Source organism: Arthrobacter sp. 92 (genome assembly GCF_050260325.1).
Lineage (GTDB): Bacteria > Actinomycetota > Actinomycetes > Actinomycetales > Micrococcaceae > Arthrobacter.
On the sequence record NZ_CP189863.1, the window covers coordinates 2,907,069 to 2,931,478 of the forward strand.

Genomic DNA, 24,410 nt, shown 5'->3' on the forward strand with positions numbered 1-24,410 from the left:
GACTGGTGGCCCCGTTCCAGCTTCGCGGCCCCACTCACGCGAACAGGGAACAAAAGCAACATCCATGACGACATCCTCAAGGCAAACACTGCCTGCCTCAACTTCAAGGCGTCTTGGGATACACCTTGGCGATGGCGATCCACTCACCAAAGGTCGTCTCACCCAAGGAAATTGAGTTCGACGCCGGCGGACACTTTCTTCCCCACCCAGCGCTGGATGACCCCCCACCCGGGGTGCCTGCTCCTTGGCCTCATCACTGATCCTGGACGGGCTCGTGCGCGGCCGGCGGGACCGCGGTTCCAACGCTGCAGCCGGGCCCTCGGCCCGGGCTCGGCCCAGCAACACGTAAAACGTCTTACGGGAGATGCCATGCTCGGTACAGAACGATGTCACGGCACCACGCGGCGGGTCATCCGGCCACTGCGAGATGGCTAAACGGACACGAGGATCAACAGGCTCAACTCCACTCATCCACCCATCAGAATGGCAGAAGTGTCACCATCAGGAATCCCTGAACTGTCACCGATGTCCTGATGCAGAACCGTCACCCATGTCGCGAAACTTAACACAACCCGATCGGAAGCCCAAGGTGTGCACATTGTGCACACCTTCTCTCTAGCCGACTTCGGCGCCACAACCAGGCTGCCTAAACGGCTGTCCGGTAGGCACTAGCGTCTTGCGCTCCGCTGTGAAGCGGTAGGCCTCCGGACCCGAACCGGCCGCGTACTGGACAACCACTGTGGATGGCTCAGGGCAAACGCTGAGCGGCGGGCATGGATACGTCCTGCATTTTCCTGCCGGGAAAATCCCGCCGAATGGGGCCTTCTGGTCGCTCACTCCGACCGATGTCGCCGGGTATATGGTGAGCAATCCAACTAATCGCTACAGCGTTGGTGACCGTGCACCCCTCTCGCACAACGCCGACAAGTCAGTCGATATCTATCTCCAGCATCAGGCTCCGAACGGGCGCGAGCAGAACTGGCTGCCGACTCCTCCCGGGAAGTTCAAACTGATGCCACTGTTTGAGGAGCTCCATTTTCGATGGAGTCAGAGTTGCTCTGTGAACAATAGCCATGGACCCAGCGTAGGTCGTGCGAAATCAGGAATCGCTGTGACTTTCGGCGGTAAATGGCGGCGTTTTCACAGCGCTATTTGGCGAGAGGGATCGGCTAACGTGCAGTGCTGCCCGCTGGTGGTGCCGTGTGGCAGCCCCGTGTGTCATCCATGGGGTTGCTATGTGGTGCTGCCAGCGGCCGCAGACGAAGACGTCGCGTGTGCGGCATGCGTCGTCGCTACCACGCATGCGAGGCCCGCGGGTCAGACGGGGGACGTTCTCAAATTCACTGTCCGCTCCAGCCAGCCGAGGATCGTCGCCAGGCTTTCGGGGTCCAGATGTGTTTCCGGGGCGTTGTAGCCGTTCCCCGGTAGGGCGGCGACTTCGTCCGGGGTGCGGGTATCTTCTTTGAACACATGGTTCGCGTTGGGCGGGAAGGCGAACGTCACGTTTGCCATCCCGGCGGCGGCTTCCTGGAGCGGGCCGCCGTCGGCGCGGGCGTCAATCTGTACGTCCCTGCCGCCAATCAACACGAGCGCGGGGATCCGCACTTTCGTGAGGGAGTCGCCGGTGGACTCGACCCACAGTTCGCGGGCGAGCGGAAGGTTCGCCGGAGCCTCGAAGCTCGCAAGCACCATTCTCACGTTCTCGGGTAGAGACGGATCGAGGTTCATCGGGTGCCCGGCCGTATAGCGCGCAGCAGCTTCCTCAATCTTCGGCATGAGCCCGGCGCCGCCCGGGACCTGGGCGGCTTGGAGAGCCAACTGGGAGAGCAGCACAGTCTGGATGGGGCGTCCGGGCGGTGCAGCAAGCACGATCCCGGCGAAGGGCACGTCCTGGTCACTGGTGGCGTAGTGGAGCACATGGAGGGTGCCCTCGCTGTTGCCGAGCCCGACAATCCTCGCGGGGTCGACGAAGTCCAAGCCGGCGAGCAACCCGACGGCCGCGACCAGCTCATCCAGATGAGACTGCATGCTTACCTTACCGATGAGCTTCGTGATGTTCTCGATCGCGTGCGGGCCGGAGGCCCGTTTGTCATAGCGGAGGCTCGCGATGCCGGCACGGGCAAACGCCTCGGCGAACAGCCGGCCGCTGCCGTGGCTGCCGGGAAGCAACGGTGAGCACCAGTCCCGGTCAGTCGGCCCGCTGCCGGCGACCAGGACCACCGCCGGGAACGGACCGTCGCCGTCGGGCCGGACAACCGTGCCCTCCATGGGGATGCCATCCAGCTGCCAGGACACATCAAGGGAACTTGCCATGTCCGCCAGTCTCACACCGAACTACGAACAGGACAATCGACCTCACCCAGGCGAAGCAGCCGCCAGTACCAAAGACTGGGGCGCGTTCGCAGCGCACAAAGCGGAGGTCGTAGCGGCGATCCTCAAGAACGCCGGGGTCCAGACTAGTGCGGACCGACGGCCCAGCCGGGCTAGGGGCTTGCTGTCCTGCTCGGGCGGTTCCGCGGCCGCGTCGGGGAGGTTTGACCGGGCCGTCGGACCGGGCGGAGGCAGCCTGCACTGTCAGGGCAAAGGGGAAGCCCCGTCAGCAATGCTGAAGGGGCTTCGACTGTTTTGATTCCGTTATGACGAACATCATCTCCCGAACTAGTGAGAAACCGGTGTTTCCTGCCGCGTCATCGACAGGCCACCCTGGATCAGATCCAACGTGCGTTCCGGGTTTCCCCTGGTGTTCGTTCCCGTCCTTCTTTCGAAGAACGTATAACCATTAATACGCCTCGTTTTCCGGTGCCGCAAGAGGCAAGCGTCACCGTCATGGCGGGCCTTCCGGCGTGGCATCGTGCCTCACGTGCCGGCCGGGATTCCTCTTGGGAAGCCGGACTGACGGCACCGCTACCCCGTGTTGACTGGCGCAAAGCACAGCAATATGCTTGCCTGAGCGCCCCGATGTATCCCCCAATAACATCGGGGCGCTTCTACGCCCTCATGCCCCCACAATTTTGGCAAATCTTCTCCGTCGTCACTCATCGAAGTGGACCCGGACCTCGGTGCCGGCAGCCATCGGGGCGATGACAGAAGCGGCAACATCCCTGAGCTTGATGTGCCGCGCGTTCGATGCTTCCCGGAGGATCCGGAAAGCATCATCCTGGGAACACCGGTTTTGCGCCATGATCATTCCCGCAGCCAGACCGATCACCGTCCGTGATTCCAGCGCGGCCAAAAGGTCCCTCCGCGCGTCCTGACACCTGGCGATCGTCAAAGCAAGCCTCAGCGACTTCGAGGCCTCCCCGGCGAACAGCTGAAAGCTGGCAACATCGTCGGAACCAAATGCGGACGACACCGGGGCATAAAAGGTCAACGTGCCGCGGGCCATATCGCCAAGGGCCAGAGGGACAACGAGAACGGATCGAAATCCGCCAGTCACTGCAGTTTTTACATAGAGCGGCCACCGCTCCTCCCGCTCCATATCCCGGATGTGCACGATGGTGGAATCGCCCACCGCGGCAAGCTGCGGCCCGTCGCCGGTGCTGTTCTGGATGTGCTCCAGGTCCAGAGCCTGACTGCTGCTCGCCGCGGAGGCCGACGCCTTCCGGCGGCTGCTGATATGCACCCCGCAGTGCACAGCCCGCTCGGGGCGTGAAAACGCCGACGCGGCATAGCCCGCAAGGGCGTGAAGAAAGCCCTCCACATCCCCGCTCGCCAGAAGGGCATCCTGCAGGTGCATGGCCGCATCGCCGCCCAGTGCCTGGCTCTTCTGGTCCATGCCCGTCCCCCTCAACGCCGCCGTCCCCCTCGAGAGCACCCGACTGGGCACCATCTGGCACGGTCCCTCCACGTTCGCTGATGGAAGTCTGGGCGGATGCAGCGGCCCCGGCGGGTTCCAACGCCACGCCCGAGCCGCCTACCCCGGCTTCAACAGCATCATCATCGAAACGCACCACCGGGAGTCTCTATGCAATACCTCTTCAACAGACGCCGTTAGAGTCCAACGGCCTGTCCCCGTGCACGAAGGAGCGCCGAAGAAGATCCCGGACGATGACGGCGCTTGTGGTTATCCTATCCACGGGCGGATTGCCGGGACCGGGCAATCCGCCGTCGTTCTGCCTGACAGGTCTCAGGCACCGTGCTGCCTCTCGAACAGTCTTCCGGCCGCGGTTGTCAGGAACAGTGCGATCAACCGGATCGCGCCGGCAGCGAGAAGAACCACGGTGAAGAAGACGAAGCCGGACAGGAACATCAGGAACGCCAGCGCAGCTGTTGGAAGCAACGTGAGGTTGAACGCGACCGTGGACGGGTCACCCATGAAGAGCCCCGCCACCGCCGCGCCCGGCCCTTTTCACCGGTCTACGACCAAACTCCGGCGGACTGTTCCGGGCGCTCATGCGTGGGGCCATCTGTGCGCGTTCTTCCTGGCCGGGTGATGCCGGGCTCCTTCGGGCTGGACGGCGTCGAAGAACCGTTCGACCCCGTGGGCGGCGTAGGCGCTGTGGGCCCGGTTGCGGATGAACAGGACGTCCTCGTCCGTGAGCCTGATCTGGCCGTGGGAATCGGTGGGGACCGGTTCAGCGGTGGCCCGGTTGATGGCGGCCGCCACGGTCCGGGGCACGATGACCGCACCGTGGTGATCCATGAGCCACTGCCGGGTGGCAGGGTCAAACTCGTTCCAGTTCGATCTGATGGTCATCGGAGTCCCCGCCTTAGGGCCGCGCTCCCGGACCTGCACGTTTCCGCCGTGCCGGTTTCAGCCGCGGGTGATGGGAAGCGTATTCTTTTCCGTTCCGGCCGCAACGGCTTCGGGCAGCGGGGTCCTGACTTCCAGGACACCGTCGGTGTAGGAGGCCTTGATGTCCTCCTCCCTGATCCCCTCGGGCAGCGGCAGATCGCGGGTGAAGGAGCCATACCGGAACTCGGAGCGGTACCGGTTCTTGTCCTTGTGTTCTTCCTTTTCCTGGCGCTCGGCACTGATGTGCAGCACGCCCTCGGAAATGCTCACTTCGATGTCCTTCTCAGGATCCAGTCCGGGCATCTCGGCCCGGACAACAAGTGTCTTGTCATCGACGAACTCCTCGACCCTGATCGGGGCGGGACCGGCCGCGGACTCAAGCATCCGGTCAAAGGCGTCCATAAACCCGGCCGGGGACCCGAGGAGGGCGTCGAACGGCGAACTCCAGCGGCTGCTTGCGAACGGGGACCATCTCATCAAATCAGCCATGGCGGTTTCTCCCATTTCAGAGCAGGGCAGGACTCCGTTGTAAGCCCCGGGTCATCCCAGTAGATACCCCGGCGGGCAGGAGACGACAGGGACGAAGGTCCCCCGACATTCCGTTGACTCACTGGAAGGGCCTGAATCGCTCCGCTTCGGGAACCACGCCTCCTCGGACAGGACCTCCGCTGCGTGGAGTGAATTTCTATGATTTACGGCCCAATCGATTCGGGTTGCTATGTCGCCACCGCACTTTTTTAGATTTCATCGCTAGCCGGAGGCGTGAACCGCGTGACGTGCCTCACAAATGGTGGCCGCCTCCGGCAATCTCGGTACTCTGGAAGAGGTCAAGAAAGCGGCCGTCAGTGCTTCGTAGAGGACCTTTTCCCTATGACCGCAAAACTCGCCGTCACCGTTGCCGTCGACATGGACGCAACAACCGTCACCCTTAGAACCGCAGGAAAACTCACCCCCAACAACGTCCGCGCCCTCCTCGCAGTAGTAGGCCGCGCCGGGCGCGTCCTGCCCGGCTTTGCCGTTCACCTACACCTGGACCAGCTCCACACCAGCTCGCCGGAAGCGCTCCACGCCCTCTCCGGCGCCGGTGTCACAACCCTTTCCGCGCACCGGCCCGTGCGCACCCGTCGTGGGCACCACCCGGCCCTGGCAGCGAGGGTAGCCGCATGAGCGGACAAAAACCCGAGCGCCGCAACCGGATATTCCACCATTTTGGAAGGTGGTCCCTGGTATCCGATGAAGACCTCCTGAACCTGCGCCAATCGCTGCGCCAGGTACAGAAACACGTGGGGTCGACCGTCGCCGTCTAACTCTTCGGCCTCATCGATCAGGAACTATATCGGCGCGCTCACACCGCGTAATGGGAGCACCCTCCCGGACCCCCGCCCCGCTAATGGCCGGCGGATATGGCTCAAGCCTGTTGGGGGTGAGCCATATCAGGCCGTTTCGGCGACAAGCCGCTGGCTTCGGGGAAGACCTATGAGTTGTGAAGACTCAAGCCACGGGGAATTTCCGGCGGACAGCAGCACGCCCGTATTTGGGTGAGTTCCGTGAACCCGTCACCAGCACCCCCGGGGTCGGCGGGACCTCCGGGACCAGGCGGAACACTCCAGGTGAGTTGTTTCGCCTGGACCCGGAACGGCGGCACGGCATGACATTACGGATCCGGCCAGGGTCCTAACAACGGCCGCGAACGTCACCCGATGACATGCAGAGTCACCCGGCGTCGCAAATCGTCACCGGATCTCCCGCGGGGCGCCCCCGCCATAAGTCTTTCCTGTTCGCTGTCGCCCGCACCCCGGGCCGCCGAACGCGGCCAGGCACGCTAGGCGACGCTGGACATCTGAAGGCTCCGGAAACCCGAGGCGTGGAATATCAGAGGGTCGTGGCTGTTGTCCCGGGTGCAGTGTTCGTGGACCCTCAGAAGCACGACGGCATGGTCTCCGGCAGGTGTCTCTGTCTCCACGGAGCAGTCAAGCCAAAGCCCGGCGTCGTCCAGAAATGCTGCGCCGGACGGCGCGGTGGTCAGCCGGACCCCGGCGAAACGGTCGCCGGATTTTGCTGCGATCTGGCGGCAGATGTCCGCCTGGTCGGCGGCCAGGACGGAAACGCCGATTCGCGAGCTGTCCCGGATGAGTGGCCAGGTCCGCGATGAGTTCTGCACGGCGAACATGACCAACGGAGGGTCGAACGACACGCCGACAGTGAAAGTCGAGGAGACGATTCCCTCCGGTTCCCCGTCCACGGTCGAGCATAGCGCCGCCACACCAGATGGAAAATGTCGGAACATTTCCCGCAAGGCAGCCGGGCTCAGATCACGGTTCAGAGACAAGGACGTCACCTCTCGCGGGATCGAAGGTTCCGGCTGTTCTGAACCGGTCCGGCGGAGCGAAGGCGTTGGCCGGACGGGGCAGTCCATAGTGTTCGCGCAGGGTCCGTCCGGTGTATTCCCGCCGGAAGAGTCCGCGGTCCCGCAGGATGGGGATGACGTGACCCACGAAGGTCTCAAGGCCGGCCGGGAGCACGGGCGGCATGATGTTGAAACCGTCCGCCGCCCCGGCCTCGAACCATTTCTGGATCGCGTCCGCCACCTGCTCGGGTGTGCCGGAGAACGTGAGGTGTCCGCGGCCGCCCCCGAGCCTGCCGATGAGTTGGCGTACTGTCAGCCGTTCCCGCCGGGCGAGGTCCACGATCAGCGTGTATCTGCTCTTGGCGCCTTCGATCGCATCCTCGGAGGGGAGGTCCTCGGGCAACCGTGCGTCCAAGGGAAGGTACTCCGGGGAGACCCGCAGCAGGCTGGCCAACTGCCGTCTGGCGTGTTCCGGGTGGATGAGCTCGTCGAGTTTCTTTTCCAGCTGGCGGGCTTCGGCCACAGTGGAACCGATGATCGGAACAATGCCCGGCAGCACTTTGATCGTCTCGGGATCCCTGCCTATGGCTGCGGTTCTGCGTTTCAAATCGGCATAGAAGCGCTGCGCGTCGGGCAGTGTTTGCTGGGCAGTGAACACTGCTTCGGCGTAGCGGGCGGCGAAGTCCTTGCCGTCCTCGGAGGAACCGGCCTGGACAATCACGGGGTGGCCCTGGGCGGAGCGGGGAACGTCCAAGGGTCCCTGGACGCGGAAATACCTGCCGGCGTGATTGACCGGGTGGACGCGGGAGCGGTCGGCCCAGACCCCCTCTTCCTTGTCCGCTACCGTGGCGTCGTCTTCCCAGCTGTCCCAGAGCTTGCGCGCCACGTCAAGGAATTCCGCCGCCCTCTCGTACCGCCGCGCGTGGGGCGGCTGGTCCTGCAGTGAGAAGTTCCTCGCCGCAGCCTCCCCCGCCGTGGTGACGACGTTCCATCCGGCCCGTCCGCCGCTGATGTGATCGACCGAGGCGAACCGCCGCGCGAGGTTATAGGGGTCGTTATAGGTGGTAGATGCTGTTGCTATCAGCCCGATCCGTTCGGTGACTGCGGCGATGGCGGCCAGCAAGACGGTGGGTTCGAGGGTGCCGTAAGGTCGCTGGCCGACGTCGCCGTGCAGCACCGGAGAGTCTGCGAAAAAGATGGAGTCGAACGTTCCACGTTCCGCTGTCCGGGCCAACCGCTGGAAATGAGCGACGTCCGTCCCTGCGAAGCTGTCGCTTTCCGGCAGCCGCCACGATGCTTCGTGATGCCCGGTGCTCATGAGGAACGCGTTCAGGTGCAGCTGCCGTGCCCCACTCACCGTCGCGCTCCGCTCACGCCTGCGGGCAGAACGACCGTCTCGGAGTAGACGGAGGAATCGCCCAGGATGGAGGTGCTGCTGCGTCCGTCGACGCCTAGGGGGATGTCGCCGGCGACGGTGACCCGGTTCAGCTGGCGGGGCTGGCCGTCGTAGTTGTCCGGGGCGTAGTGCTGGGTGATGCGGTTGTCGAAGAGCACCAGCTGGTCCGGTTCCCAGTTGACGCGGACCACGTTCTCCGGGCGGGTGACGTAGGCCTGCAGCAGCCGCAGAATGTCCTTGGATTCGGTGTTGGACAGGCCCACGATGCGCAGCCTTTGCGCGAAACCGCCGATGAAGAGGCCCCGCTCCCCGGTCAGGGGATGGACCCGGACCACGGGGTGGGCGGTCTCAAAGTGGATCCGGATGAATTCCTTCCGGCGCTCCTCGGCGCTGGCGTGCTCAAGGTTTTTCGGCACGGAGTAGTCGTAGTCATTCGTGTGGATGGCCCACAAAGTGTCCGCGAAGTTCCGCAGTTCCTCGGGCAGGTCCCGGTAAGCAGCTGCCGAGGAGGCGATCAGGGTCTCCCCGCCGTAGGCCGGGAGGGTGATGCTGCGCAGAGTGGAGGCCTGCGGCGGGTTCACCACGAACGTGACGTCGGTGTGCCAGTTGTTCGCACTTCCATTTTCGCTATCCACCGGCAGGACAGCCGGTTTCCCGTCGACGGAGGCAACGGTGGGGTGCGCCTGGGTGAGCGGGCCGAAACGGCTTGCGAAGCGGACCTGTGCATCGTCGTCGTGAATGTTGGCGTCCCGGAAGACGAGGGCCTTGTGGGTGTTCAAGGCCTCGCGGATCCGGGCGATGGCAGCGTCGCTGAGGTCGCTGCTGAGGTCCAGGCCCCGGATTTCGGCTCCGATGCGCGCGCCCAGTTTGCGGAATTCGAGTCGGGTTTCTGTAGCTGTTGTTGACATGGTGTTTGTGTCCTTTGGTCTTAGGGGTTTGGTTCGGCCGGGCTAGCTTGATTGGGATCCGATGGCGGTCCGCCACCGGGAGAAGTACCGTTCAACGGCGACCAGCAGGTAGTTGACCAGCAGCCCGAGCACCGCGACGGTGAGGATCCCGGCGTACATGTCCGGGATCAGGAAACTGGACTGGGCGTTGACGATCAGGTAGCCGAGGCCCGCCTTGGCGCCGACCATTTCCGCGGCGATCAGCACCAGGATCGACGACGTTCCCGCCATCCTGACTCCGGTGAAGATGGTCGGCACCGCCGAGGGCAGGATGACCTTCTGGAACAGCCGGAAGTTGGAGAGCCCCAGCGAACGGGCGGCACGGATGAGCAGCGGATCAACGGTCCTGACCCCGGCGATGGTGTTCAGCAGCACGGGGAAGAACGCGGCGTAGGCGACGATGCTGATCTTGGACGTCTCCCCGATGCCCAGCAGGAGGGTGAAGACCGGGAGCAGGGCCAGCGCGGCCGTGTTCCGGAAGACCTCCAGCAGCGGGTTCAGGAACCGGTCCAGAGACCGGTACCATGCGACCAGCAGGCCTAGGGCGACGGCGGCCACGACGGCGATGCCGAAGCCGCTGGCCGACCGGGTCAGGCTTGCCGCCAGATGGTCCTGCAGCTGGCCCTTGGCGATGAGGGCACCCAGGGCCCGCAGGACCTCATGGAGCGGCGGGAGGAACACCCGGGTCGAGGCGGAGGCGAGGTAGGTGGGCCCGAATTCCCAGAGCAGCAGAAACAGCAGGATGGCGCCCGAGGCCCAGATCCCGCGCCCGGCGGTGCCGGCAACGGCACGGATCCGGGAGGGCACGCGTCTGGTTGCCGGGGGCTGCTGGGCCTGTCCCGTGCCGGCCGGGGTGGCCGCGGACGGGACGACCGAAGGGGTAGCCGCTGTGTCCTTGGTCAGTGTCGGTGTGGTCATCACGCTGCCCTTCCCGTGCTGAGTTGCGGTGCCTCGTCCGGCGCGGACCCGTCGGGCCGGATTTTGGCGTGCCCGGCTTCCTGGGCTTTGCGGACCTCCTCGTGCAGCAGCGACCAGACCTTGTGCCGGTGCTCGACGAAGACGGCGTCGGATCGGACGTCGCCGTCACCGGTCCGCTCCCCCAAATCGATGTCGACGATCTGCTTGAGCCGGCCGGGACGCGAGCTGAGCACGGCCACCCTTTGACCCAGGTAAACGGCCTCGTCGATGCCGTGGGTGATGAAAATGATGGTCTTGCCCGTGGACCGCCAAATGCGCAGGAGTTCCTCCTGGAGCTGCTCACGGGTCTGGGCGTCCAGCGCCGCGAACGGTTCATCCATGAGAAGAATGTCCGGCTCGTACGCGAGGCTCCGGGCGATCGCCACGCGCTGCTTCATACCGCCGGAGAGCTCATGCGGGTACCGGTCCCCGAAACCTGACAGGCCCACCAGGTCCAGATATTCCTGGGCCTTCTCCGCGCGCTCCTTGCGGCCCAGCCGGCGGCCGTCACCGTCTGATCCTTCGAGGCCGAAGGCGACATTGGCGGCTGCGGTGCGCCACGGGAACAGGGCGTACTGCTGGAAGACGACGGCGCGGTCCCGGCCCGGGCCGGTAATCTCCCGGCCGTCCACGAACACCTGGCCCGTGTCGGGCCGGGTGAGCCCTGCAAGGAGGTCCAGCAGGGTGGTCTTGCCGGATCCGCTCGGACCGACCAGCGTGATGAACTCTCCCGCGGCGACGTCCAGGGTGATGCCTTCCAACGCCGTCAGGGTGGAGCCCTCGGGCTGGTCCTTGCTGGGCCGGACCGTGAACTGCTTCACGACGTCCCGCAGACTGATTTTCGGCGTCGTGCCGGTACCGGCGCTCATGACGCCGTCCCCTTCAGCATGCCGTTGAAGTCGTTCGTGTAGTACTTGGACGGGGTGATATCGCCGCTGACGACGCCGGTGTCTTTGAGCTAGGCGTTCCAGCGGCTGAAGTCCTCATCGCTGATGGCACCCTTGGACGGGACGCCGACGCTTTTCCAGTACTTCAGGGTCGCGGTGCTCTCGGAGCGCTGGCGCTTGTCGATGAGCCTCGTAAACCGCGCGATCACCTGGTCGCGGGGGGTGCTGCGTTCCCACTCGATGGCCTTCGCCACGCCCGTGGTGAAGACCTTCGTGGTTTCGGGGTTCTTCTCGATGAAGTCCTTGCGCAGGACGATCTGGCCGCCGGCGAAGGTTCCGAAGAGTTCGTAGTCGCTGAACAGGGACCGCAGGCCGCCCTTGGCGACAGCGTTATCCTGCAGCACTCCGCCGAGCGCTCCGACGTCAACCTGTCCGCGGCGGATCGCCTCCTCGGTGTCATTCGGCGGAACGACGACGAGTTGGACCTGTTTGATTTCGTCCTGGCTCAGTCCGTTCTTCTTCAAATAGCTGTTGATCACGGCATCCGAGTGGGCGCCAAGAGTGTTGACGGCAATCTTCTTGCCGATCAGGTCCCGCGGCGTCCGGATGGGGCTGTCCTGGGTGACGTAGAAGCCGTTGAAGGTCTTCTCGTCCTCGCCGTAGTAATTAATCACCGCGGTGACTGGGGCGCCGGCTTCGATGAGCTTCACCACAGCGCCCGAGAAAGCACCGCCAAAATCAGTGGCGCCCGTCGCGGCCGACTGAATGCTCGCCGGACCACTGATGGTGTTGCCCACCCAGTTCAGCTTCACGTTCCCCAGGTAGCCGAGGTCCTCCGCCAGCTCGGGCAGCGTGACGCTGTTGGCCGAGCCCTCGTAGCGGAGCTCCGTCACTTCGGGCGTCCCGGGGGTGCTCCCCGCCGGGGACTGGGCACTCGCGGGGCCGCTGCAACCGGACACCACCAGCGAGACCGCCAAGGCCGCGGCTATGCCCACAGCGGGGAAAAATCTTGCAGGTAAGGGTCGGTTTTTCATAGCGGATTCTTTCTGGATTCGATGGTGCGAACCGGTCCGGCCGGCTCGTGTCCACCATCAGAACAGAGATCAATCCCTGCCGGCAGGGCCCAGGACATCCAAAGAAACCGAACGTAACCTGACGCCGGACACGGCCCTGGCGGGAAACCGTACCGAGGCGGACGCATCAGGAAACAGTGCTTAACCGGGCAGACTCATAGAGACTTCTACAGCCGTTCCGAGGCACATCCGCCCCCCCTTAACCCGGGTCCTGTGAAGCCAGGGTTACGCCATGCGACTGCCCATGAAAGAGTTCATCGCCACCCCCGCCAGCCCTCAACATAAAAATCCCCCGGGGCTGTGGTGGATTGTTACGTCATCCCTTGCCCGGGACGTCGCCGCAGGTTGGGGCGTGGCAGCAAAGAAGGGCATCCCGACGAAGCAGCCTGCGGTAACTTCGCTCCGTCGGCTCAGACAGCCATTCCGGCTGCCTGGACGGGGGCCCGGGTGTAGGTCGCGGACGCCCGAAAGTATTGTCCGTGGACCCGCGGTGACCGCCCGACTCATGAAGACGTCGTGGCAGGATGTCGATCATGGACAGGCGGTTGCGGCGCGCTCCTGACGCCGAATGGGTACTGATGTAACGGCTCGGACTGAGCCGGCAACGCATCGCTGCCACCGAGTGCGTATCAATGGCCTCAGTGCCGGCCTCCCCGAGTTCTCATTCGCGCAGCCCATGCCCGAGTGGTGTAGAGGTGGGATTGTCCATGTTGCCAGCAGGCAGAGGACCTACTGGCCCTGGCGGCCTACCGCCGGGGCCAACCCCTGTTCAATGTGATCCATTGTCGAGGTGAAAGCGTCAGTGATGTCTATATCAAGCCGCTCGGCCAGAACGATGACCCACCACAGTGACTCGCCCAGCTTGTGCTTAAGCCGCGCTGTTACGTCTCCGTCAATGTCCCATGTCCCGTCATTCGCGAGAATGAGGCGTCCGACCATTCCTACGTCATTGGTGAAACCGAGCATCAGTTCGTGCAACGTCCACACCTGACCGTTCAGCCGTTGCTCAAGGATCTCGTAAAGCGCTCGGATCTCCATGGCGCGCTTCCGCGCGCTCTCCAGGCTGACGTCGCTGTTGCTGTTCATACTGTCGCTGGTCATGATGTCCTCCCGGTGGTTAAAGATCAATGAAGTGGCTATCGGCAATGCTGGGAACGAGGTCCGGCCCGTACGCCGACGACGGCGACTGGAAACCCGGGGTGAAACTGCCGTTCAGCACCCGAGCGGCGATTTCCACCGAAGCGAGCTGCGTGAAGGTATACCCGGTTGGAGTATCTACAAGCCCTCTCACTGTAGTGCCGTCACTGCCGACGACCTCGGCGGCCACGCGGGAACGGCCGATGCTGCGCTCTTGCGCGCTGGGCCCGTCAGGAAGCTCCATACCTTCCGCTAGGTCAGGCAGGGGAATGCCGTTATGGATGTAAACCTCAATGTTGGGGATCTTAGTGGAGTGCCATGCAGTGACAAGGTCCTCGTTCAGCGATTCGGCGAGCAGGAACCTGGCTAGTTCAGCAGTTGTGTCCAGGTAGTGCGCACCCGCAGCGATGCTGGCTGTAAGCAGCGGCCCGGCCGTGGCGCCGAACGGGCCCGCCACATTCAAGACCACACTAACGCCATCCAAGGACCTCACGATGCTGTCATGGTCGGCAAGACCGAAGACGAGGCTCTGCACCCCGAGCTCGGCGGCGAGACGTCCAAGCTTCTCCCCGTTACCTCCGGCCACTACTGGATCAAGGCCCCGACGGACGGCCTCGCGAGTTACAAGCTCTCCCGTGTAGCCGGTCGCACCGTAAATCATCAAACGTCCACTCATGAACAGTCCTTCTTTCTGTAGTGTTCACTACAATAAGAGTCGCTGCTCGTCCTTTATTCCCGGCCGCCTGCAGCTTCCGGCCCCGCAACGGTTGGGGCCGGAAGCAAGGTCCGCAAGGCCAACTTGGCAACAGATTGAAGTTCCTCGCGGCTCGCGCCGTCAGCGGCGCGAAGCGACATCCCGCTACTGACGCTGGCGAGGTATCGGGCGATGTCTTCCGCTCTGGAATCGCCGACGGCGTAACCCTCAAGATCGAGGCCCTTCTGAATTCGCACGGTGAGCCGCCGCAAGCCGTCGTCACGGGCACGGGCAACAAGTTGCCGGACCTCATTCCCGTCCGCCGTATTACCGGTGCGTGACCCCCCGATCTGGACGGACATGCAGCCATGCGGCCGGTCGCCGCGCGTCACGGCATCTGCGGTGCCAAAGAGATAGTCATGAAAAACGTCCGCCAGCTTCTCTCTTGCCAGGGCGTGGTCGACGTAAGCCATCTCGACGGCAAGATATCGTTCGAACGCCTGCGCAAACAAGTCGCGCTTGCCCCCGAAAGCGGCATAAAGACTAGGCGGTGAGATTTCCATGGCTGCCGTCAACTCGGCGAGACTTGCACCGTCATACCCATGGCGCCAGAACACAACGATTGCGCGATCGAGGACAGCATCGACGTCAAACTGCCGTGGGCGTCCCCGCGCTGCTACTTCCATGGCAATTCCTTTCAATCGAAGGCAAGCCTAGGCGACCAGCGCCCGGAAGAGTAGGTGCCCGGATCATCCCCTGTCCGCGGAGAGGAAGTCAGAGACGCAATGCAAACCGCCGAATCTTGGCTGCGCCGGATATGACTCCCCAAAACTATGTCGCGTAAATCAACTGTTCTTGAGACAGCGGAGGTGGCATGTCGAACCGCGAGATTTTCGACACTCCTGACATCCCTTGGAACGCGGCCCCACCGTCTCAGAAATGGATCGATTCCCAACTCTCACCAAAACATGATGAGTTTCCGAGCTTTCTTAGCGGTCGCCGCCATCGACGCCCTGTAGATTCGGGGCGTGGCTCCGGGCCTCATCAAGGTAGGCATAGGCAGTCACCCGCGAGATATCCAGCCGCGCGGCGATCCTTTCGACGCCCTTTCGCATCTGCAGCACCCCCTGTTGATCCAACTTGTAAAGGACCGCGATACGGTCATCGCGACTCATCTGTTCCACAGGTTTGCCAATCTCGCGGATCGCCTCACCGACCATCACATCCATCACTGCCACCAAGTCCCCCCCGAAGAACTCGTTGGGCTGCTCAGGCGACCTTGGGGACTCCTGCGGCAGCAAGCCCTCGAGCAGGGCTCGGGCTTGATGGATCGCGCTGACATCAACATTCACACACAACGCAGCGATAATCCGGCCCGCCGAGTTGCGAAAGTACACCGAGGAACAGCGCAACTGGCGGCCGTCACTGGTAATGCCACGGTAACCGAAGGCGTTGTGATCCGCTGACTGATTGTGAAGCACTCCGATCCCCAGGCTCGTGGAGGGTCCTCCTACCTCACGTCCCGTGACGTGCCCGTTTTCGATAGCCACGATCGTATGGCCAAGATCGGGCTCTGGAGCGGAGAGGTCATGCAAAACCACTTCGCAGGCCGGCCCGGCGGCGGCGGCCATGGCGTGCATGACAGGGGCGAACGCGACGCAGATCTCCTCCACCGACTCGTAGGTGCCCATGTGCGCAAGGTGGTTCATGACCTGACTGGCGGAACTCGTCGGCACTGCATCCTTACTCATAGAACAGTCCTACATGCCGAGACCGACTAAGACAAATTGTTAAACCCATAGACAGACTGTTCGGCCAGTGCTAGTTTGGGCAAGTTGCTGGGCTGGATGCGGCACCAAGACCAATTATTCGCGGGTAAGCAAGGAGGCTCCCATGGTTCAAATAATGAAAACGCAGGCGACGTCCTGGAGAACAGGACTATCAACGGCGCAGCGCCGCACCATAGCGGGTGGAGCAGTCGGCACCCTTATGGAGTACTACGACTACTACCTGTACGGCCTGGCATCTGCCACCGTGTTCCCCTCCGTGTTCTTCCCCAATGACAACGCCGTCATTGGAACCCTGTCATCGTTCGCAAGCTTCGCCTTCGGCTTCCTTCTTCGCCCGGTGGGCGGCCTCATCTTTGGCCACATTGGTGACCGGATGGGCCGGAAGACCGCACTGATGATCACAGTCATCGGCATGGGCATCTCCACGGCAGCGATCGGACTCATTCCGCCCACCAACGTCATCGGGATCGCAGCGCCGATTCTGCTCCTCCTTTTCCGCATGCTTCAAGGCCTTTTCGTGGGCGGTGAGATGGGAGGAGCGGCAACACTCGTCGTCGAGCATGCACCCGCTGGCCGCCGCGGGCTGTTCGGGGCGCTGCTGATTAGCGGAGCCGGCATCGCAAATGTGGCCTCGGCCGGCCTGATGGCCGCATTCGGGGCTGCGTCGCACTCGTTCTTCATCACATGGGGCTGGCGAATCCCATTTGTCTTTGCCCTGGTCCTGGCCATCATCGCGATCGTGCTGCGCTCCAAGCTGGATGAATCCGACGAGTTCAAGGAACTTGCCGCCGCCCGGGCTCTAACGCCGAACACGCGCAAGTCACCGCTCAAAGAAGTCTTCCGCCATCCGAAGAACGCGGTCCTGGGTATCCTCATCGGGCTGCCGCAAAGCATCGCGGGATACCTCGTGCTCACCTTCGGACTTGCATACATGGTGTCCAAGGGAACCAACGCGCAGGTTGGATTTATCGGCACGATGATCGTGGGCGTCCTTCAGATCTTCGCTGCACCTCTGTGGGGAAGCCTGTCGGACAAGATCGGCCGCCGCAAAACCTACATTGGTGGCTGCGTCGCCTTCGCGCTGCTCATCTACCCCGCCTTCCTGCTCTACGGCACTCAGACGGCAGTGCTCATCTGGTTGGGCATGATCATCGGCTTCGTCATCCCCGGTGTTGCCATGCAGGGCACCCTCCAGACAATGCTCGTTGAGATGTTCGACGTCGAAGCGCGCACCACCGGCGTCAACATCGGATACCAGATTTCAAACACCATCGGAGGCGGCTTCGCGCCGCTCATCGCAACCGCCCTCTCAGCGGCATTCGGCAGCGTATGGCCAGGCATCATTTATGCCGCCGTAATCGCTCTCATTGGCGTCGTCGCCACCGCCTACGCTTCCTTCCGGCCTGACGTCGAGAACGCAGGCCGGCTGCATCCCATCACCTAGTCCGCCGCGCTAAAACATCCTTAACCCAAGCAATTCCGATCTCCTCACAGAAAAGGCCCATCCATGACTTCCACGTCAAAGACAGCTTTCCACACGCCCAAGGCCCCGCAGCCCGCCGGTCCTTACAGCCAGGGCATTGAGGCCAACGGCTTCTTCTATACGGCAGGTTTCGGGCCGCAGGACCCGGCCACAGGAGCGGTCCCCGACTCCGTAGCCGAACAGACACGACAGGTGCTGCGCAATGTGCAGAGCATCCTCGCCGAACGCGGACTCACCATGGACGATTGCGTCAAAACAACCGTGCACCTCGCGGATCTGGCAGACTTCGTCGAGTTCAACGACGCTTACGAGGAGTTCTTCTCCCAGCCCTACCCGGTGCGCACCACCGTCGGATCACAACTGGCTAACATCCTCGTCGAGATCGACGTCGTCGCCGCCGTGCCGGCATCCCAGTAGAACCCCGAGAATAGACGATGCCACAAGAGCTTCTGCTGGAGCAGCTCGGGAACGAACGCCTATCCCCACGCGATAAGGGAATACCCACGCGCGCGTCAGGCATGACCGTGACGGAGTTCCTTAACAGTGAGCCGCGGCTCACCGAGTTCTGGACGCCCGTCGTCGCACTGGACGAGGAGGCGATAGGGCACAACGTGGACCTGATGGCGCAGTGGACCTCAGCGCGAGGGTTGAAGCTCATGCCGCACGGCAAAACAACCATGGCCCCTGAGCTTTGGCAACGGCAGCTCGACGCGGGAAGCGTCGGAATTACTCTCGCCACCATGGGACAGGTCCGCACGGCACGCACCTTCGGGCTGGGCTCCATCATGCTCGCGAATGCCGTCGTCGACGAGCGTTCCCTGCGTTACCTCTCCGCCGAACTTGCCGACCCGGAGTTTCGCTTCGTGTGCTGGGTCGACTCGATCGCAACGATCGAAGCGATGGAGCGCACCCTCCGCGACGCCGGTACCCCGAGGCCCGTCGACGTTTGTGTCGAACTCGGGGCAGCGGGCGGACGCACCGGAGCTCGCACGGTCACGGAGGCGATCGAGGTCGCCCGACGGGTAGCTAGCTCCGATGTCGTACGTCTGGCGGGTGTTGCGGGATATGAGGGCTCTCTGGGCCACGACCGCTCCGATGCGACGTTGGACGTCGTGCGGACGTACCTCCGGCGACAAGTTGAGCTCCACCAGGCGCTGCGCGGGCTCTACGACGACGGCCCCATCTTTGTCACCGCAGGAGGAAGCGCATACTTCGACGTCGTCGCGGACGTATACGGGGAGGCCATGGAGGCGGACCCGCGGACATCGTGGACGATGCGTAGCGGCGCCTACATTACACATGACGACGGGTTCTATCGTCGGATCTCCCCACTCGACGAGGGAAAAGCAGCCGGCCAGCCGGAAGCGGCCCGGTTGCGCTCGGCGATGCGGGGCATCGCCCGCGTGGTCTCGCACCCCGAGCCAGGGCTGGCCCTGATAGACGGCGGCAAGCGAGATTTCGCCTTCGACGAGGGCTTGCCAATCCCCCGCCAACTTGCCACCGAGCTCCGAGGCCCGTGGACTCCGCTGACGGACGCGTCGATCGTCGCCATGAACGATCAGCACAGCTATCTGCGGCTCGCCGGTCAGAACGTCGACCTCGGCTCGGTGATCGCGATGGGGTTGTCGCATCCATGCACGACGTTCGACAAGTGGCACTACCTGCCCATGACGGCGTCCGCGGAGAGCGACCTCGTGGTCGGCCTCGTCCGCACCTTCTTCTGATAGCCATCTGCGAAAGGGGCCCAAAAATGCGTTTGGTGATGCGTGGCGGAACAGTCGTCGACAACGGGGGGATGCGGCAGGCCGACGTCGCAATTGAGGGTGACACGATCACCGAGGTCGGTGACGTCGTCCTCGCGTCGGATGATCAAATCATCGACTGCCAAGGACGCTTCGTCCTGCCCGGATTTGTCGATGTCCACTCGCACGCCGACGGGTTCGCGGAGGACGAATCCGTTCAGCGGGCTCTGTTGAAGCAGGGGGTGACGAGTGTAATCGTGGGGCAGGATGGCGTGTCCTACGCACCGGGCGACGGCGCCTACGCGAGGGAGTATTTCGCCGCTATCAACGGTGCCCATCCACGCTACTCCGGCGGCGGGGTGGCCGCGTACCTGAAGGGAGTCGACGGCCGGTCCCGCCTGAACTTCGCCTACCTTGTGCCGGGGGGAACGGTGCGTTCGGAAGTGTGCGGGCGATCGAGTGCCCCCGCCGACGACTCGCAGCGCGCACGAATGGCTGCCATTGTTGAGGAGGGCCTGCGTGAGGGAGCAGTCGGCCTTTCCACCGGGCTGGATTACGTCCCCGGCCTCTTTGCCACGGCCGACGAGATCGCTGCATTGTGTGCGCCGGTGGCTGACGCAGGAGGAATCTACGTCACGCATATGCGGGGTGGCTATGAGGCGAACTCGGGCACCGGTGTTTCCGAAATCGCCCATATCGCAGCGGCATCGGGGGCTCGGGTCCACATCTCACACTTTCACGCAGATGCGGGCATCATCGATGAACAGCTGCAGGTCCTTCGCAACTCCGGCGTTGACGCCACCTTCGATGCCTACCCCTATACCCGCGGTTGCACACTGCTGGCCATGCCATTGCTGCCACCGAAACTCTCCCTCCTACCGGCGGAGACCGTCGTCAAAGTCATCAGCGACTCCCTTGAGCGGGCACGTCTTCGTCGGGACTGGTTCCCCATGGTGCGGAACAACGCCAGCCTCGGACCTCAGTGGCCGTCAATGATCACCCTCGCCCACATCGGCGCCCCCGAGTTCGCGTGGGCTCACGGACTCACCCTCGAAGCCGCGGCCGCGCAAGCCGGCACAGACGACATCGAATTCGCCCTGGACGTACTGGCCGCTTCCCGGCTGGAAGTCAACGCCATCATGGCCGTGCGGCACCCGCGCTCCGTCGCCGATCTCGCGTCCATCTTCTCTCACGACGGTCATATGGGCGGGTCCGACGGCATCTTCCTCGGAGCGCATCCACACCCTCGAGCACGCGGCACCTTCGCCCGCTACCTACGCGAATACGTGCGCGAAACTGCCACCTGGTCATGGCCGCAGGCGGTACAACATCTGTCCACGGCACCGGCCGCCCGTTTCAATCTCGGTCAACGCGGCAGGGTCGCCACAGGCTGGGTCGCCGACCTTGTCGTCGTCGAGCCCAACACAGTGACCGACACCGCCACGTATGAAAGCCCGCTTGGCGAAGCAGTAGGAATCGATGACGTGCTCGTGGCCGGTCAACCGGTTCTGGCCGGCGGCAGGCTCGTGAGCAGCGCGCCCGGCCAGGGCCTCAGACGCGAATGCACCAAGAACTAGGAATATAAATGCCAGACACTGCAGAATCAATAGCAACCACCGACACTACTCCACGCTTGATCACCATCGGCGAGACGATGATGATGCTGACGCCTGAATACGCCGAGCCGCTCGCAACCGCAAGGACCGTCTCTCTTCACCCAGGTGGAGCGGAATCGAATGTAGCCAGTCACGCAGCACATCTGGGCATTCCGTCGGCCTGGGTAAGTAGGGTGGGCGACGACGTTCTCGGCCACCGAATCCGCCGGTCGATCGCAGATCATGGCGTCGACATTCGTTGGGTCAGCTGCGATTCGACTGCACCCACAGGGGTGTACTTCAAAGACCCAGGACACGGCGTGCTCTACTATCGCCGTGGATCAGCTGCCTCCCGAATGGACCCCGCCGCCGTCGCAGGTGTTCCGCTCGAAGACGCCGCCATAGTCCACCTATCAGGGATCACCCCCGCGCTTTCAGTTTCCTGCGCCGAGCTCGTCGATGCAGTGTTCAAACGGGTTGCCCTGAGCCGCGCTTCACTGAGCTTCGACGTCAACTACCGGCCGTCTCTCTGGCCGGTAGGCGCTGCTGCGCCTGCCCTGCGCGGACTGGCAAACCGGGCAGATATCGTCTTTGTCGGCCTTGACGAAGCGAATGCGCTGTGGGGGTGCAGCACTCCGGATGATGTACGAACGATACTGCCGGATCCTGAGCGGCTCATAGTGAAAGACGGTGACGTGGGCGCAACGGAATTCAGCGCGGGCTCACAAATGTTTGAACCGGCGATCCCCACCGAAGTGATCGAAGCCGTCGGCGCTGGCGACGCGTTTGCAGCCGGCTACCTCTCCGCAGCGCTCCGGGATAGTTCTACTCGCGATCGACTGCGCTCTGGCCACGAACGCGCGCGACTTGTACTGCTTTCCACGAGCGACTTCGTCGCGGCCCCTCCCCCTACTGAGTCAGCGTCACGTGCTCGGAAAACACCGACGGAAAGGACAGATTAGATAATGATTGACAATGCGCAGTTCAGTGAGATGTTCGCGGGGGCACCAATTATGGCAATCCTTCGCGGCATGGGGACAGAGCGAAGTCTCGCTGTTGCAACCACCGCCTGGGACCTCGGGATCGACGTTGTTGAACTCCCCATCCAGACGCCGGAGGACATCGAGGCATTGAAGAGCGTCGCCGCCGCCGCACGCGAACGGGGAAAGATCGTGGGCGCGGGCACCGTCGTCACCATCGAACACGTCAGGGTTGCTTTGACCTGCGGGGCCGCGTTCACTGTGAGCCCAGGCTTTGACCTGGAGGTTGTCCGTGCGTCCTCAGAGTCTGGGCTGCCCCCGATGCCAGGAGTCGCCACCGCTACCGAGGTGCAGTTGGCGCTGAGCTCAGGGCTGACCTGGCTCAAGGCATTTCCCGCGTCCTTACTCGGTGCCCCCTGGATTCGGGCTATGCACGGACCATTTCCGAACGCTGAATTCGTCACAACCGGCGGTATGGACGCCGCCAACGCAGAAGAGTTCCTGCTGGGCGGAGCACGCGTCGTCGCCATCGGTTCAGCGCTTGAGGACCCACTTCAGCTGCCCAAGCTCGCCGCGCTCCTCAAGAAAGATGGCCCACGCGGGCCTGAGGTGCTGTAGTGGTATCGCGCAGCGAAGTCCTGGCTTTCGTGGACGCGAAGCTCGCGTACGAAATCGACACCGTCGCGGCCGCCGACGCTCAGACCAGCGGCGCCGCCATGATCGTCGATACCCGCAAACAGCTCTCCTGGGATCAGGGTCATGTCAGAGGCGCCCTGCACCTGCCCGCCGATAATCTCGAAGCTCAACTCGCAACCTTGCCCCGAGACCGCACCCTCATCGTCTACGGATGGGGGCCCAGCTGCAACGGCGCAACACACACCGCCCGCCGCTTGATCGACGAGGGGTTCGACGTGCGCGAACTCAGAGGCGGATACGAATACTGGGTACGGAACCGCTTCCCCGTCGAGCAGGCCGCGGCTGTGATGCCTCGCGAGGCAGACCCCCTCGTCACCGCTGAACTGCATTAGCGGGCGCGCAACACCACGACCCCGCATGGACGGCCAGCATCGGCTGAGTTGCTATCCCGAGATGTGCGGGGTCACAGTTGGCATTCAGTTGATTTATTCCGTCGAAGGTGATGGCGAAGTCGTTCAGTGCAGACTTCCACCGTGTGGCCCACCGTGCCCGGCGTTGCCGGCCGGAGCCCGTGCCCGGGCGGCCAGGTGAGGCATCTTAAAGCCCCCTGCTCCGTGGGGAAAAGGCCCCTGGCCCTGACCGCGCGGGTATCGGGCATCGACAGATTCGATGGGGCTGTGCTGAAGATGACCCGCCGCTCGAAAGCGAAGACGATTTCCTATTCCGCAGTCTCAGCGAACGCTACCCGCAGGCGGTCGCTGCGGCCGAACGTGTGCGCGTCTTCGTACAGAAGGAGCACCAAACGACGCTGCCGAACGAGGAAGTTGCATTCCTGGCCCTGCACATCGCCCGCGCAGCGCCTAAATAGCACCGCTTTAACACCGACCCCCAACGAAAGGCACAATCATGGCAAAACGCACTACCACCATCGCTTCGGCGGTCGGCCTCCATGCCCGTCCCGCAGCAATATTTTCGAAGGCTGTCGCGGAGTCCGAGCACACGGTGTCCCTCACCACAAAGGGCAAGACGATTGACGCGCAGAGCATCCTTTCCATCATCACCCTTGCCATTGCGCACGGCGACGAGGTGACCATTGACGTCAAAGGCTCAGATGCGGACCGCGTCGCGGACGAACTGCAGGCGATTCTGGCATCTGATCTCGACGCCTTATGAGGATATGCTCTGCCCGCGGACGTCGCTGCGTCCAAGGAAAACGACGCAGGTCCGGCTATTAACGTCAACCGAAAATAGGGCCAATTTTTCCCCCTCAAAACAGGGCCATGGGTTGCAGTTCTGCCTGAAGCTGTGCTTTTGTCTTGTTCCGGAGTCCGTAGCTGCTGCCGGTGAGGTTCATGACTTCTGCGTGGTGAACAATCCGGTCGACCATTAGTGAGGCCACTGTCGCGTCGCTGAAGACTTCGCGCAACGTGCTGAACGCGACGTTGCTGGTAAGCACCAGGCAGGGGTGCCCATGGCGACGTGAGACCGGTTGAAGAACAGGTTCCTCCACGGCCCTTTCGACTTCCGTCCGAGTCCAGACAACACCGCCCGTTAGCCCGTCTTCAGCTTGCTGAGAAGATCAGCCCGCACTGCGGGATTGTTCTCCCATTGGTTGAGCGTTCCCGCCATCGCGTCCCCTATGCGCGCCATTGCATCCCGGGCCGTAAGCATGTGGCGTCCGGTCAGAAGAATTCAGTCTGACGACGCTGCGTTCATACAGCAACGCTGTGGCGATGTCCCGTGCCTGCTGACGAGTCCTGGCTATGGCCGGGGCGAGTTTTGCGAATATAGGTTCTGGGACATCCGAGTCGGATCCGCTTCGAGGGAAAGACTCCCTGGCACACGTCTGGAAAACTTCGGCGGACCGTCCCGGGAAGTGAGCAGCGATCATCGAAGTCGTCACTGGGCGCGCGCGCAGAGAACCTCTACCGGCTCAGCAAGCCCGTCACCAATGCCTGGGCGCTGCACGCCGTGGTGCCTACTGGGTGCTTTTCACCCTGGATACCGAATA

The 24,410-nt window shown here is 63.2% G+C and carries 26 protein-coding genes and 3 pseudogenes; 12 read left to right on the plus strand and 17 right to left on the minus strand.

Annotated elements, in window-relative coordinates:
• Window positions 1–234: 234 nt before the first annotated feature.
• Window positions 235–471: pseudogene (locus ACP4XC_RS13430) on the minus strand (helix-turn-helix domain-containing protein); the annotation flags it as partial.
• 259 nt (window positions 472–730) lie between these two features.
• Between ACP4XC_RS13430 and ACP4XC_RS13435 the strand changes: the two are divergent.
• A pseudogene (locus tag ACP4XC_RS13435) lies at window positions 731–1,414 on the plus strand (DUF1214 domain-containing protein); the annotation flags it as partial.
• Here ACP4XC_RS13435 and ACP4XC_RS13440 read toward each other — a convergent pair.
• The 5 genes from ACP4XC_RS13440 to ACP4XC_RS13460 all read right to left on the minus strand — a co-directional run bounded on the left by ACP4XC_RS13440 (window position 1,318) and on the right by ACP4XC_RS13460 (window position 5,224).
• Window positions 1,318–2,313, minus strand: a complete 996-nt coding sequence (locus tag ACP4XC_RS13440) for an alpha/beta hydrolase family protein (RefSeq protein ID WP_427170422.1) — start codon at window positions 2,311–2,313, stop codon at window positions 1,318–1,320. The pseudogene ACP4XC_RS13435 and the gene ACP4XC_RS13440 sit on opposite strands and share 97 nt — an antisense overlap.
• 718 nt (window positions 2,314–3,031) lie before the next feature.
• Entirely contained in the window at window positions 3,032–3,775 is a 744-nt protein-coding gene (locus ACP4XC_RS13445) for a GAF and ANTAR domain-containing protein (RefSeq protein ID WP_427170424.1), read from the minus strand.
• A gap of 351 nt (window positions 3,776–4,126) precedes the next feature.
• Window positions 4,127–4,315 (minus strand): hypothetical protein, encoded by a 189-nt coding sequence (locus ACP4XC_RS13450; RefSeq protein WP_427170426.1) that lies wholly within the window; start codon window positions 4,313–4,315, stop codon window positions 4,127–4,129.
• A 75-nt stretch (window positions 4,316–4,390) separates the two neighbouring features.
• Entirely contained in the window at window positions 4,391–4,696 is a 306-nt protein-coding gene (locus tag ACP4XC_RS13455; protein ID WP_427170429.1) for a hypothetical protein, read from the minus strand.
• A 57-nt stretch (window positions 4,697–4,753) separates the two neighbouring features.
• Complete coding sequence (locus ACP4XC_RS13460; RefSeq protein ID WP_427170431.1) at window positions 4,754–5,224, minus strand: Hsp20/alpha crystallin family protein; 471 nt, start codon at window positions 5,222–5,224, stop codon at window positions 4,754–4,756.
• 381 nt (window positions 5,225–5,605) lie between these two features.
• On the opposite strand from ACP4XC_RS13460, the gene ACP4XC_RS13465 reads away from it, so the two are divergent.
• Window positions 5,606–5,902 carry a hypothetical protein gene (locus tag ACP4XC_RS13465; RefSeq protein ID WP_427170433.1) on the plus strand — a complete coding sequence of 99 codons (297 nt, stop codon included), beginning with the start codon at window positions 5,606–5,608 and terminating at the stop codon, window positions 5,900–5,902.
• Window positions 5,899–6,042 (plus strand): hypothetical protein, encoded by a 144-nt coding sequence (locus ACP4XC_RS13470; protein WP_427170435.1) that lies wholly within the window; start codon window positions 5,899–5,901, stop codon window positions 6,040–6,042. Before ACP4XC_RS13465 ends, ACP4XC_RS13470 begins: the two co-directional genes overlap by 4 nt.
• A gap of 515 nt (window positions 6,043–6,557) precedes the next feature.
• Here ACP4XC_RS13470 and ACP4XC_RS13475 read toward each other — a convergent pair.
• The 10 genes from ACP4XC_RS13475 to ACP4XC_RS13520 all read right to left on the minus strand — a co-directional run bounded on the left by ACP4XC_RS13475 (window position 6,558) and on the right by ACP4XC_RS13520 (window position 15,924).
• Window positions 6,558–7,022 (minus strand): flavin reductase family protein, encoded by a 465-nt coding sequence (locus ACP4XC_RS13475; RefSeq protein WP_427175110.1) that lies wholly within the window; start codon window positions 7,020–7,022, stop codon window positions 6,558–6,560.
• Between the two features lie 25 nt (window positions 7,023–7,047).
• Window positions 7,048–8,439: an LLM class flavin-dependent oxidoreductase gene (locus tag ACP4XC_RS13480; protein ID WP_427170437.1), complete on the minus strand. Its 1,392-nt coding sequence runs from the start codon at window positions 8,437–8,439 to the stop codon at window positions 7,048–7,050.
• A complete protein-coding gene (locus tag ACP4XC_RS13485; RefSeq protein WP_427170440.1) occupies window positions 8,436–9,386 on the minus strand; it encodes a TauD/TfdA dioxygenase family protein in 951 nt (316 codons plus the stop codon). The genes ACP4XC_RS13480 and ACP4XC_RS13485 overlap by 4 nt, the downstream gene beginning before the upstream one ends.
• Before the next feature lie 42 nt (window positions 9,387–9,428).
• Window positions 9,429–10,343 (minus strand): ABC transporter permease, encoded by a 915-nt coding sequence (locus tag ACP4XC_RS13490; protein ID WP_427170442.1) that lies wholly within the window; start codon window positions 10,341–10,343, stop codon window positions 9,429–9,431.
• The gene (locus tag ACP4XC_RS13495) at window positions 10,343–11,251 is read right to left on the minus strand and encodes an ABC transporter ATP-binding protein (protein ID WP_427170444.1); all 909 of its coding nucleotides are present in this window, start codon (window positions 11,249–11,251) and stop codon (window positions 10,343–10,345) included. The genes ACP4XC_RS13490 and ACP4XC_RS13495 overlap by 1 nt, the downstream gene beginning before the upstream one ends.
• An 89-nt stretch (window positions 11,252–11,340) precedes the next feature.
• Window positions 11,341–12,303: an ABC transporter substrate-binding protein gene (locus ACP4XC_RS13500; protein ID WP_427170446.1), complete on the minus strand. Its 963-nt coding sequence runs from the start codon at window positions 12,301–12,303 to the stop codon at window positions 11,341–11,343.
• A 768-nt stretch (window positions 12,304–13,071) separates the two neighbouring features.
• Window positions 13,072–13,443: a hypothetical protein gene (locus ACP4XC_RS13505; RefSeq protein WP_427170448.1), complete on the minus strand. Its 372-nt coding sequence runs from the start codon at window positions 13,441–13,443 to the stop codon at window positions 13,072–13,074.
• Between the two features lie 16 nt (window positions 13,444–13,459).
• Window positions 13,460–14,155 carry a saccharopine dehydrogenase NADP-binding domain-containing protein gene (locus ACP4XC_RS13510; RefSeq protein WP_427170450.1) on the minus strand — a complete coding sequence of 232 codons (696 nt, stop codon included), beginning with the start codon at window positions 14,153–14,155 and terminating at the stop codon, window positions 13,460–13,462.
• A gap of 53 nt (window positions 14,156–14,208) precedes the next feature.
• Window positions 14,209–14,874, minus strand: coding sequence for a TetR/AcrR family transcriptional regulator (locus ACP4XC_RS13515; RefSeq protein WP_427170452.1), 666 nt, complete (start codon window positions 14,872–14,874; stop codon window positions 14,209–14,211).
• A 288-nt stretch (window positions 14,875–15,162) separates the two neighbouring features.
• Window positions 15,163–15,924 carry a helix-turn-helix transcriptional regulator gene (locus ACP4XC_RS13520; protein WP_427170454.1) on the minus strand — a complete coding sequence of 254 codons (762 nt, stop codon included), beginning with the start codon at window positions 15,922–15,924 and terminating at the stop codon, window positions 15,163–15,165.
• 142 nt (window positions 15,925–16,066) lie between these two features.
• On the opposite strand from ACP4XC_RS13520, the gene ACP4XC_RS13525 reads away from it, so the two are divergent.
• The 9 genes from ACP4XC_RS13525 to ACP4XC_RS13565 all read left to right on the plus strand — a co-directional run bounded on the left by ACP4XC_RS13525 (window position 16,067) and on the right by ACP4XC_RS13565 (window position 23,572).
• Window positions 16,067–17,407: an MFS transporter gene (locus tag ACP4XC_RS13525; RefSeq protein WP_427170456.1), complete on the plus strand. Its 1,341-nt coding sequence runs from the start codon at window positions 16,067–16,069 to the stop codon at window positions 17,405–17,407.
• Window positions 17,408–17,470: 63 nt separating this feature from the next.
• Window positions 17,471–17,863, plus strand: a complete 393-nt coding sequence (locus ACP4XC_RS13530) for a RidA family protein (protein WP_427170459.1) — start codon at window positions 17,471–17,473, stop codon at window positions 17,861–17,863.
• Between the two features lie 101 nt (window positions 17,864–17,964).
• Window positions 17,965–19,170 (plus strand): alanine racemase, encoded by a 1,206-nt coding sequence (locus ACP4XC_RS13535; RefSeq protein ID WP_427175111.1) that lies wholly within the window; start codon window positions 17,965–17,967, stop codon window positions 19,168–19,170.
• A 26-nt stretch (window positions 19,171–19,196) separates the two neighbouring features.
• Entirely contained in the window at window positions 19,197–20,765 is a 1,569-nt protein-coding gene (locus ACP4XC_RS13540) for an N-acyl-D-amino-acid deacylase family protein (RefSeq protein ID WP_427170461.1), read from the plus strand.
• An 8-nt stretch (window positions 20,766–20,773) separates the two neighbouring features.
• Entirely contained in the window at window positions 20,774–21,745 is a 972-nt protein-coding gene (locus tag ACP4XC_RS13545; protein ID WP_427170463.1) for a sugar kinase, read from the plus strand.
• A 3-nt stretch (window positions 21,746–21,748) separates the two neighbouring features.
• On the plus strand, window positions 21,749–22,381 hold the full coding sequence (locus tag ACP4XC_RS13550; RefSeq protein WP_427170465.1) for a bifunctional 4-hydroxy-2-oxoglutarate aldolase/2-dehydro-3-deoxy-phosphogluconate aldolase: 633 nt from the start codon (window positions 21,749–21,751) through the stop codon (window positions 22,379–22,381).
• Window positions 22,381–22,791: a rhodanese-like domain-containing protein gene (locus ACP4XC_RS13555; protein WP_427170467.1), complete on the plus strand. Its 411-nt coding sequence runs from the start codon at window positions 22,381–22,383 to the stop codon at window positions 22,789–22,791. Before ACP4XC_RS13550 ends, ACP4XC_RS13555 begins: the two co-directional genes overlap by 1 nt.
• Before the next feature lie 272 nt (window positions 22,792–23,063).
• On the plus strand, window positions 23,064–23,267 hold the full coding sequence (locus ACP4XC_RS13560) for a PRD domain-containing protein (protein WP_427175112.1): 204 nt from the start codon (window positions 23,064–23,066) through the stop codon (window positions 23,265–23,267).
• A 38-nt stretch (window positions 23,268–23,305) separates the two neighbouring features.
• Window positions 23,306–23,572, plus strand: a complete 267-nt coding sequence (locus ACP4XC_RS13565) for an HPr family phosphocarrier protein (RefSeq protein ID WP_427170469.1) — start codon at window positions 23,306–23,308, stop codon at window positions 23,570–23,572.
• A 94-nt stretch (window positions 23,573–23,666) separates the two neighbouring features.
• On the opposite strand, the pseudogene ACP4XC_RS13570 reads toward ACP4XC_RS13565, so the two are convergent.
• Window positions 23,667–23,912: pseudogene (locus ACP4XC_RS13570) on the minus strand (ATP-binding protein); the annotation flags it as partial.
• Window positions 23,913–24,410: the final 498 nt, after the last annotated feature.

What these genes read in the sequence shown, in the direction of transcription:
- ACP4XC_RS13440 (WP_427170422.1), bottom strand. Translation starts at nt 2,313, where the DNA reads ATGGCAAGTTCCCTTGATGTGTCCTGGCAGCTGGATGGCATCCCCATG.
- ACP4XC_RS13445 (WP_427170424.1), bottom strand. Translation starts at nt 3,775, where the DNA reads ATGGACCAGAAGAGCCAGGCACTGGGCGGCGATGCGGCCATGCACCTG.
- ACP4XC_RS13450 (WP_427170426.1), bottom strand. Translation starts at nt 4,315, where the DNA reads ATGGGTGACCCGTCCACGGTCGCGTTCAACCTCACGTTGCTTCCAACA.
- ACP4XC_RS13455 (WP_427170429.1), bottom strand. Translation starts at nt 4,696, where the DNA reads ATGACCATCAGATCGAACTGGAACGAGTTTGACCCTGCCACCCGGCAG.
- ACP4XC_RS13460 (WP_427170431.1), bottom strand. Translation starts at nt 5,224, where the DNA reads ATGGCTGATTTGATGAGATGGTCCCCGTTCGCAAGCAGCCGCTGGAGT.
- ACP4XC_RS13465 (WP_427170433.1), top strand. Translation starts at nt 5,606, where the DNA reads ATGACCGCAAAACTCGCCGTCACCGTTGCCGTCGACATGGACGCAACA.
- ACP4XC_RS13470 (WP_427170435.1), top strand. Translation starts at nt 5,899, where the DNA reads ATGAGCGGACAAAAACCCGAGCGCCGCAACCGGATATTCCACCATTTT.
- ACP4XC_RS13475 (WP_427175110.1), bottom strand. Translation starts at nt 7,022, where the DNA reads ATGTTCCGACATTTTCCATCTGGTGTGGCGGCGCTATGCTCGACCGTG.
- ACP4XC_RS13485 (WP_427170440.1), bottom strand. Translation starts at nt 9,386, where the DNA reads ATGTCAACAACAGCTACAGAAACCCGACTCGAATTCCGCAAACTGGGC.
- ACP4XC_RS13490 (WP_427170442.1), bottom strand. Translation starts at nt 10,343, where the DNA reads ATGACCACACCGACACTGACCAAGGACACAGCGGCTACCCCTTCGGTC.
- ACP4XC_RS13495 (WP_427170444.1), bottom strand. Translation starts at nt 11,251, where the DNA reads ATGAGCGCCGGTACCGGCACGACGCCGAAAATCAGTCTGCGGGACGTC.
- ACP4XC_RS13500 (WP_427170446.1), bottom strand. Translation starts at nt 12,303, where the DNA reads ATGAAAAACCGACCCTTACCTGCAAGATTTTTCCCCGCTGTGGGCATA.
- ACP4XC_RS13505 (WP_427170448.1), bottom strand. Translation starts at nt 13,443, where the DNA reads ATGACCAGCGACAGTATGAACAGCAACAGCGACGTCAGCCTGGAGAGC.
- ACP4XC_RS13510 (WP_427170450.1), bottom strand. Translation starts at nt 14,155, where the DNA reads ATGAGTGGACGTTTGATGATTTACGGTGCGACCGGCTACACGGGAGAG.
- ACP4XC_RS13520 (WP_427170454.1), bottom strand. Translation starts at nt 15,924, where the DNA reads ATGAGTAAGGATGCAGTGCCGACGAGTTCCGCCAGTCAGGTCATGAAC.
- ACP4XC_RS13525 (WP_427170456.1), top strand. Translation starts at nt 16,067, where the DNA reads ATGGTTCAAATAATGAAAACGCAGGCGACGTCCTGGAGAACAGGACTA.
- ACP4XC_RS13530 (WP_427170459.1), top strand. Translation starts at nt 17,471, where the DNA reads ATGACTTCCACGTCAAAGACAGCTTTCCACACGCCCAAGGCCCCGCAG.
- ACP4XC_RS13535 (WP_427175111.1), top strand. Translation starts at nt 17,965, where the DNA reads ATGACCGTGACGGAGTTCCTTAACAGTGAGCCGCGGCTCACCGAGTTC.
- ACP4XC_RS13540 (WP_427170461.1), top strand. Translation starts at nt 19,197, where the DNA reads ATGCGTTTGGTGATGCGTGGCGGAACAGTCGTCGACAACGGGGGGATG.
- ACP4XC_RS13545 (WP_427170463.1), top strand. Translation starts at nt 20,774, where the DNA reads ATGCCAGACACTGCAGAATCAATAGCAACCACCGACACTACTCCACGC.
- ACP4XC_RS13550 (WP_427170465.1), top strand. Translation starts at nt 21,749, where the DNA reads ATGATTGACAATGCGCAGTTCAGTGAGATGTTCGCGGGGGCACCAATT.
- ACP4XC_RS13565 (WP_427170469.1), top strand. Translation starts at nt 23,306, where the DNA reads ATGGCAAAACGCACTACCACCATCGCTTCGGCGGTCGGCCTCCATGCC.